Genomic DNA, 7,083 nt, shown 5'->3' with positions numbered 1-7,083 from the left:
TGGCTCTCACTTTGGCTATTTTGTTCTTGGCTCTGCGAGGTTTGTTCGGCAGATTTTTGTTGCTGTTGCTGTTGCTGTTGCTGTTGCTGTTGCTGTTGCTGTTGCTGTTGCTGTTGCTGTTGCTGTTGCTGTTGCTGTTGCTGTTGCTGTTGCTGTTTATTTTCAAGCGCTTTAGCCGCTTTAACTATCTCAAGGTTTTTTGCAGCGCGCTGATTATTAGGCTCTTGTTGCAATACTTGCTCGTAAAGCTCAATAGCTGCGTCGTATTGCTTGTTTTGCGCATACGCATTAGCCAAGTTGTAGCGAACGCTATCTGAATCTACTTGGCTGAGCGATTCTATCGCTCCTTGATAATTACCAGCTTCGTATTGGGCAATTCCTTTCCATTCAGCATCCGTAAACTGCTCGGCCGCTTGAGCAAACTCTTGCTTTTTAAAGTGTCCAAGTGCCTGTTGGTTTTGATTGAGAAATGGATTCGCCTCTGCTGGTTTTACACCAATGAACGGCATTGCAATGATTACGCTAAACAGCACACCTTTTCTGAACATCAACAAACATGGCACTATCAGCAGTAGTACCAACCAATAGCCACTGTTCGCATGGTTGCTAATGGTTTCTTCGCTTTGGTTCTGTTGTGCTTGGTTTACTTGATTGGTAAGGCTTGCCAATACAGCGACATCTTGGTTATCAAATTGGATAGCACTGAATAGGCCATTATTGCTGCTTGCTAGTTCGCGCATGTTGCTAAAGTTGGCTTGAGCAACCACGGTTTTGCCAAGCGAATTACGGAGCAGTTTGCCATCGGTAAGTTGAATTGGCGCGCCAGCTTGTGTGCCGATGCCTAGCACACTTAGACGCCACGGTGTGCCACTTAACAAGCTGTTTATGTCGCTTAATTCTTGATCATCGATATCATCACTAAATAGCACAATATCACCTTCGGCCATGCCTGCATTCGTCAGCATTTCGATCGCCACTTGAATGCCCATCGCCGCGTTTGCGCCTGGAATTGGCATGATGTCAGGCGATAGGTTGGGAACCAGTGAAATGAGCGTTTGGCTGTCAGTGGTTAGCGGACTAATAATGTAGCCATCCGCTGCGTAAGCGACTAAACCGGTTTGCCCTTCTTGCCATAAATTGAGTAAATCGATCGCCTTATAACGTGATTGAGAAAGACGGTTTGGCTTGATATCAGTAGCATACATGGATAACGACATATCCATTACCAATACTCGAGAGGTAGAATGGGTAAAGCTTGGTCGTTCAACCTTGGAAAAACTTGGGCCTGATAAGGCCAAAATCGCCACAATACCCATGATAAGTAGGGTAGTGCGTAAACCTCCAGAATGTTTGTCGAAACTCAGCCCCATTGCTTTTGCAATATGAGGGGCAATTAGGTTTTGGCTACGTTGGCGTTTAGTCAGCCAAACAAATAGCCCTAACCAAGGCAGTAGAGCCCAAAGCCAATTAGGGTAGAGGAGCATGAACTCAGACATGGTTTCTCCTTAATGCGATGAGTAAGAAGGCCACAATCAAAGCGACGCCAAGCGGGTAATGGAACCACTCTTGTTGCGGTCGCCATGTTTTGGTAGCTTGGCTAATTGGCTCTAACTTATTGATGGTTTGATAGATGTCGGCTAAATCTTGGCTGTTTCTTGCTCTGAAATATTGCCCGCCAGTAAGGTTAGCGATTTCGGTTAGCGTTTTCTCATCGAGATCTTTGGCAGTGTTGACGGTGCGAGTGATGAAAAATTTGCTCACCTCCATCTCTCCGGCGCCAACCCCGACGGTGTAAATCGTAGTGTTGTATTTCTTAGCGATTTTGGCGGCCGTTACTGGGTCCAATACACCGGCGTTATTTGTGCCATCGCTAAGCAAGATCATTACACGCTGGGGCGCATCGCTATCGACAAAGATTTTGGTGGCTAAGCCAATGCCTTCGCCAATTGCCGTTTTAGAGCCAACCAACTCCAAAACCGTCTGGTTTAGCTGGTTTTTTACCGTTTTACGATCGAGCGTCACAGGGGTCTGCAAATAAGCATGATCAGCAAACAATACCAGACCAACGCGGTCACCTTCACGCTGATCGATAAAATCACCTACCACACGTTTTACGGTGGAGAGGCGGTCGATATAATCCCCTTGGTAGAGCATATCTTCTTGTGCCATTGAGCCTGATAAATCGACAACCAACATCATATCGCGATGTTTCGGGTGCGAGGTAACAGGCTCGCCATACCATACTGGGCGTGCAGCTGCGATAACCACTGCGACCCAAATGATGGTGGCTAGAATTTTAGCGAGGCCATTTTTCGGTGCTGTTTGCGGTGCGCTCTCAGGCAGGTAAGGGAGATAAATCGGCGATTGTTGTTTTGCCGATGGTATTAACCAATACACTAAGATTGGCAGCGGCAAAAGTAGTAACATCCACCACCAAACCAGTTCGATATTGCCCAACTATTTTCTCCTTTTTTTAGGCGGTAGTGATTGTTCAACCCATTGATAGCAATGCTGAACTAACTCGTCGGCGTTTTCTACACCTTGCTTGCTATAGAGCACTTGTTGCCAGGCTGTGCTATTCGTTTCAAAAAGCTGTGAACCCATTTGTTGATCAAGAAACGCATACCATTCTTGGCCGGTTAGGTGGGCGATTTGTTCACGTGGAAAATAGCAAAGTGCTGCTTGGCGCAATAATTCAATTGCGGCAGCGGGGTGCTCTTTCTGAATCAGTGCTAATGCGGCTTTTTTCGGTGCTAAACGTTTCTTTTTCCAGCGAAGATAGAGAAGCAAGCTAAGGGCAATACATACCACACTGGCTGCGCTCGCCCACCAGCCCCAAGCAAGCGGAAGCCAAGAAGGTACATCAGGCAATTGCATTGCCTCAAGCGGTAATAAAGAGGTGTTCGTCGAACTGGTCATACACTTATCCAGATATTTGTTTTAATAATTGTTGGGAAGAGGTCAAGGCGCTGTAGCTGATGCCCAATTTCAGGGCCATGTTTTGCAATCCTTGCAGTTTGTGTTGAAACGCGTTTTCGATTTCGGTTCGTGTTTTACGTGATGAGAAATCAAGCCATTGGGTTTGTTTATGGTTAGAGACCTGTTCTACTCCTCTAAAGTGCGTTTGCCCAGTTTCTAAAGGGTCTGAGACATGAACAAAGCGAATGCGGTTGTGTTGCTTAAGTCGAGATAACTGCACATTGTGCTCATCTGAAAAACGGACAAAATCGCTGATAAAGACAATTTCGCTGCCTTTAGGGCAGAGACGATTTAAAGTATGCATTGCGTGAGCCATTGACTGCGCGGTCGCTGGCTGCGGCATGGCTAACTGTCGCTGATGAACTTCAATTAACTTTTGAATGATGGTTAAAGGCCCACGACGTCGTGCGGTGGGTTTAACTTCGATTAGCTCAGTACCTGTATCAATCACCGCACCAATACGGTCTTGTTGGGCGACTGCCAGCCAACTGATTAAACTTGCCAAGTGCGCCATCAATACTGATTTCAGCGTCAAAGTGGAACCAAACAGCATGCTTGCTGAAAGGTCGAGATATAACACCACGGGGCGTTCGCGCTCTTCAGTAAACAGCTTGGTATGAGGTTTACCTGTACGGGCAGTCACGCGCCAATCAATCGCGCGGATATCATCGCCCGGTTGGTACTGGCGCACCTCAGCGAAGTCCATACCACGTCCAAGTTGGCGGCTTTGGTGTTGCCCAAGCAATTGCGACCATAGGCTTTTGGCTGGTGGAAGCCATTTAACCGCATGTTGCTGGTAATAAAGCAGCTCATCTAAGTTAAGCGAAACGCCATCACTGTAAGGAGGTAAAGAAGCCATCGAACTCACGATTACGCGCTACCCACTAAGCTAAGCAATTTGTCGATCACCTGATTTGGCGACACCCCTTCAGCTTGTGCTTGATAGCTAAGCAAAATGCGGTGGCGCAATACAGGGTAGGCCATAGCTTGAACGTCTTCAGGAGATACGAATTCACGGCCTGCTAACCAAGCATGAGCTCTGGCGCAACGATCAAGCGCAATAGTCGCACGTGGACTCACGCCCATCTCAATCCAATCTGCTAGTTGAGCGTCGTAATCGACGGGGTTACGCGTCGCCATGATTAAGCGAATAATGTATTGCTCTACACCTTCTGCCATGTGAGTTTCCAATACTTCACTACGGGCTTTGAAGATATCCGATTGGCTCAGCATCGGTGGTGAAATCTTGTTATCACCTTTGGCTTCCCCGCGGTTCAAGCGCAATATTTCTAGTTCACTTTCCGCATTAGGGTAGTCAACGGTCAAATGAATTAAGAAACGGTCTAGCTGAGCTTCTGGCAGCGGGTAGGTGCCTTCTTGTTCAATTGGGTTTTGGGTCGCCATGACCAAAAACAGTTCAGGTAAAGGGTAGGTATTGCGACCCGCTGTGATCTGCTTTTCTGCCATTGCTTCTAGCATTGCTGCCTGAACTTTTGCAGGTGCACGGTTGATTTCGTCAGCGAGAACGAGTGAGTTAAATATAGGGCCAGCTTGAAAAGTAAATTCCCCCGTTTCAGGGCGGAAAATATCAGTGCCGGTTAAGTCAGCAGGAAGTAGATCCGGCGTAAATTGAATACGGTGGAAGTTACCTTCAATGCAATCGGCCAGAGATTTTACTGCGCGGGTTTTCGCAAGCCCCGGAGGCCCTTCAACCAAAATGTGTCCGTCTGCCAATAGAGCGACCAATAGCTGTTTGACGAGTTCTTGTTGCCCAATTACTTGGCTGTTTAGGTATTCTCTCAATTGGGCAAGCGCTTGTGATGTCATTAGTGTATATTCTCCTCGTTTTTCACTTAGTCAGCGAATTAAGTGAAAAGTTTTCCTTTTGGAACTCGATTGGCTGTTTTTTTATGCTGCTCGGCGTATGAAAAATATATGGGGATCATAGGCATAAGAAACAAGGTTAATTAGATATCACTCATCTATATTTATGCAACGAAAACTTAGATTTCTGTAAAGTTTGTGCGGTATGTGACGATATAGGTGATGGTGACATCGATACTTGGGTAACAATGCGCAGTTAAACCGCTGCAACCTGAGCTGTCTTTAGCCGTAAAGGTTAATCTGCCCTAATATAATATGTAATAAAAATCAAAGTTTTAAAGAAAGTCTAAATGATAAATTTTAATAACATCAGCATTAAACAGAAAGTGGTTGCCGGAATTACGCTTGCGGTACTTGCTTCGACCATCATCGTGGGCGTCATGGCTCAACGCCAGGCTAGAGAAGTTCTTGAGCATCGATTAGTCGATATCGAGCTGCCTTCTATGCTAAACCAAATCTCTACTGAGATTGACAACGAAGTTCGCCAGCTTCTCGAAGCTGCGCAGCAGCTAGCGACCAACGAGTTTGTGAAATCAGCGATTCGCAGCGATATTGTCTCTACAGCGGATGACGCGTTGGTGGTTAAGCAGCTTAATAACGTTCGTAACCAGTACAAATTGAACGATGCGTCCGTTGCGAACCGTAACAATGCCAACTACTGGAACCAAGATGGCTTCCTACGCCAGCTTAATCAGCAGCAAGACGGTTGGTTCTTTGGCTTCACTCAGTCAGGTGCGCCAACGTCTGTTAGCATTTTCCAAGAAGCAAACGGCGATGTGAAAATGTTCGCTAACTACCAAGAGTTAAATGGTCAAGGTATGTCAGGTTTGTCCAAATCGATGGACGACATGGTGAGCTTGCTAAATGGCTTTAAGATTGAGAAGACTGGTTTCGTATTCTTAGCTAACTCAGAAGGTGATGTGCAGATTCACCGCCAAGCAGATAAAGCGAAATCGAGCCTAAGCCAATTGTATGGTCCTAAATCTCGCGAGCTGCTAAATAAGAACAGCTTTAACTTGATCCAAACAGATTACCAAGGCCAACAAGTCTTCATTGGTTCGACTTATGTTGAATCTATGGATTGGTTTGCGATTGGTGTTGTGCCAGTGGATGAAGTGTTCGCTGATCTAAATAACGTTGCACGTAAGATGCTGTTCACTACGCTAATCGTTGCCGGTGTATTCATCTTCATGGGTATCTTGTTAGCAAACAGCATTACTCAACCGATCAAAGCCATTGCTAAGCGCTTTACTGACCTTGGTAAAGGCGACGGCGATTTATCACAGCGTATTGAAGTGCGAGGCAATGATGAGATTGCTCAGCTTTCTTCTGGCTTCAATGGCTTTATTGAGAAGATTCACCAATCAATGCGTGAAGTTGCTGAAACCTCAAGCGCACTTCAGTCAGCAGCGGATGGAGTATCGGGCAAAGCGAATCAAACGCACGATAACAGCCAATTGCAACGTGATCAGACTATCCAAGTGGTGACGGCTATTAACCAGATGGGCGCAACCATCAGTGAGATCGCTTCAAACGCAGCGACGGCAGCTGAAACAGCGAACCAAGCTTCAGGTAACACGCAAGAAGGCCAACACGTTGTTGGACAAGCGAAAGATGCTATCAGTCGCCTAGCTTCTGATATTGAAAGTACGGGGCAGGTGGTTAGTCAGCTTGCCTCGACTACTCAAGAGATTGGCTCAATTCTTGACGTTATCCGCGATATTTCTGAGCAAACCAACTTGTTAGCATTGAACGCGGCTATTGAAGCTGCTCGCGCTGGTGAGCAGGGACGTGGTTTCGCAGTTGTTGCTGATGAAGTGCGTAATCTTGCTAGCCGTACAGCTGTTTCAACGGAAGAAATTCAGAAGATGATTAATCAGCTGCAAAGTGATGCGCGTGATGCCGTTACGGCGATGACTGCTGGCCAGTCAGTGACTCAAGAAGGTGTAACAGCATCGGATGAAGCCGTAGAGGTATTGGTAAGTATTTCTGAGCGTATTCATGATATTTCTGATCGTAATACGCAAGTTGCAACAGCGACGGAAGAGCAATCGACTGTGGTTCATACCATCAACCAGAATATCGAAGAGATTAATGCCATCAACGAAATGACTACAAGCACAGCTGAAGAGCTTGCTGCAGCAAGTAATGATCTGAAAGAACTGTCGCTTCGTCTTGATCGCATGGTTGGCAGCTTTAAGCTGTAGTTGGCTGATAATA

Annotated in this window: 6 protein-coding genes; 1 reads left to right on the top strand and 5 read right to left on the bottom strand. The window is 46.3% G+C overall.

Annotated features, from left to right (window positions below; genetic code table 11):
* The 5 genes from MU515_RS09945 to MU515_RS09925 form a co-directional block, all read right to left on the bottom strand.
* On the bottom strand, positions 1-1,496 hold a 1,496-nt coding region (locus MU515_RS09945), incomplete at its 3' end, for a vWA domain-containing protein (protein WP_260260272.1).
* Entirely contained in the window at positions 1,489-2,457 is a 969-nt protein-coding gene (locus tag MU515_RS09940) for a vWA domain-containing protein (RefSeq protein WP_260260271.1), read from the bottom strand. The genes MU515_RS09940 and MU515_RS09945, both read right to left, overlap by 8 nt.
* A complete protein-coding gene (locus MU515_RS09935) occupies positions 2,458-2,919 on the bottom strand; it encodes a DUF4381 domain-containing protein (protein ID WP_260260270.1) in 462 nt (153 codons plus the stop codon). It abuts the gene before it with no gap.
* A gap of 4 nt (positions 2,920-2,923) precedes the next feature.
* A complete protein-coding gene (locus MU515_RS09930; protein WP_260260269.1) occupies positions 2,924-3,838 on the bottom strand; it encodes a DUF58 domain-containing protein in 915 nt (304 codons plus the stop codon).
* Between the two features lie 11 nt (positions 3,839-3,849).
* Positions 3,850-4,806: an AAA family ATPase gene (locus tag MU515_RS09925; RefSeq protein WP_260260268.1), complete on the bottom strand. Its 957-nt coding sequence runs from the start codon at positions 4,804-4,806 to the stop codon at positions 3,850-3,852.
* Positions 4,807-5,153: 347 nt separating this feature from the next.
* Between MU515_RS09925 and MU515_RS09920 the strand changes: the two genes are divergently transcribed.
* Entirely contained in the window at positions 5,154-7,070 is a 1,917-nt protein-coding gene (locus MU515_RS09920) for a methyl-accepting chemotaxis protein (protein WP_260260267.1), read from the top strand.
* Positions 7,071-7,083 lie beyond the last annotated feature (13 nt).

It is taken from the genome of Vibrio intestinalis (genome assembly GCF_025195085.2).
Taxonomy (GTDB): domain Bacteria; phylum Pseudomonadota; class Gammaproteobacteria; order Enterobacterales; family Vibrionaceae; genus Vibrio; species Vibrio intestinalis.
The sequence above is the reverse complement of the archived record's forward strand: the minus strand, read 5'-3'. Positions and strand labels throughout refer to the sequence as shown.

Coding starts and splice junctions, on each gene's coding strand:
- MU515_RS09935 (WP_260260270.1), bottom strand. CDS start 2,919: ATGACCAGTTCGACGAACACCTCTTTATTACCGCTTGAGGCAATGCAA.
- MU515_RS09930 (WP_260260269.1), bottom strand. CDS start 3,838: ATGGCTTCTTTACCTCCTTACAGTGATGGCGTTTCGCTTAACTTAGAT.
- MU515_RS09925 (WP_260260268.1), bottom strand. CDS start 4,806: ATGACATCACAAGCGCTTGCCCAATTGAGAGAATACCTAAACAGCCAA.
- MU515_RS09920 (WP_260260267.1), top strand. CDS start 5,154: ATGATAAATTTTAATAACATCAGCATTAAACAGAAAGTGGTTGCCGGA.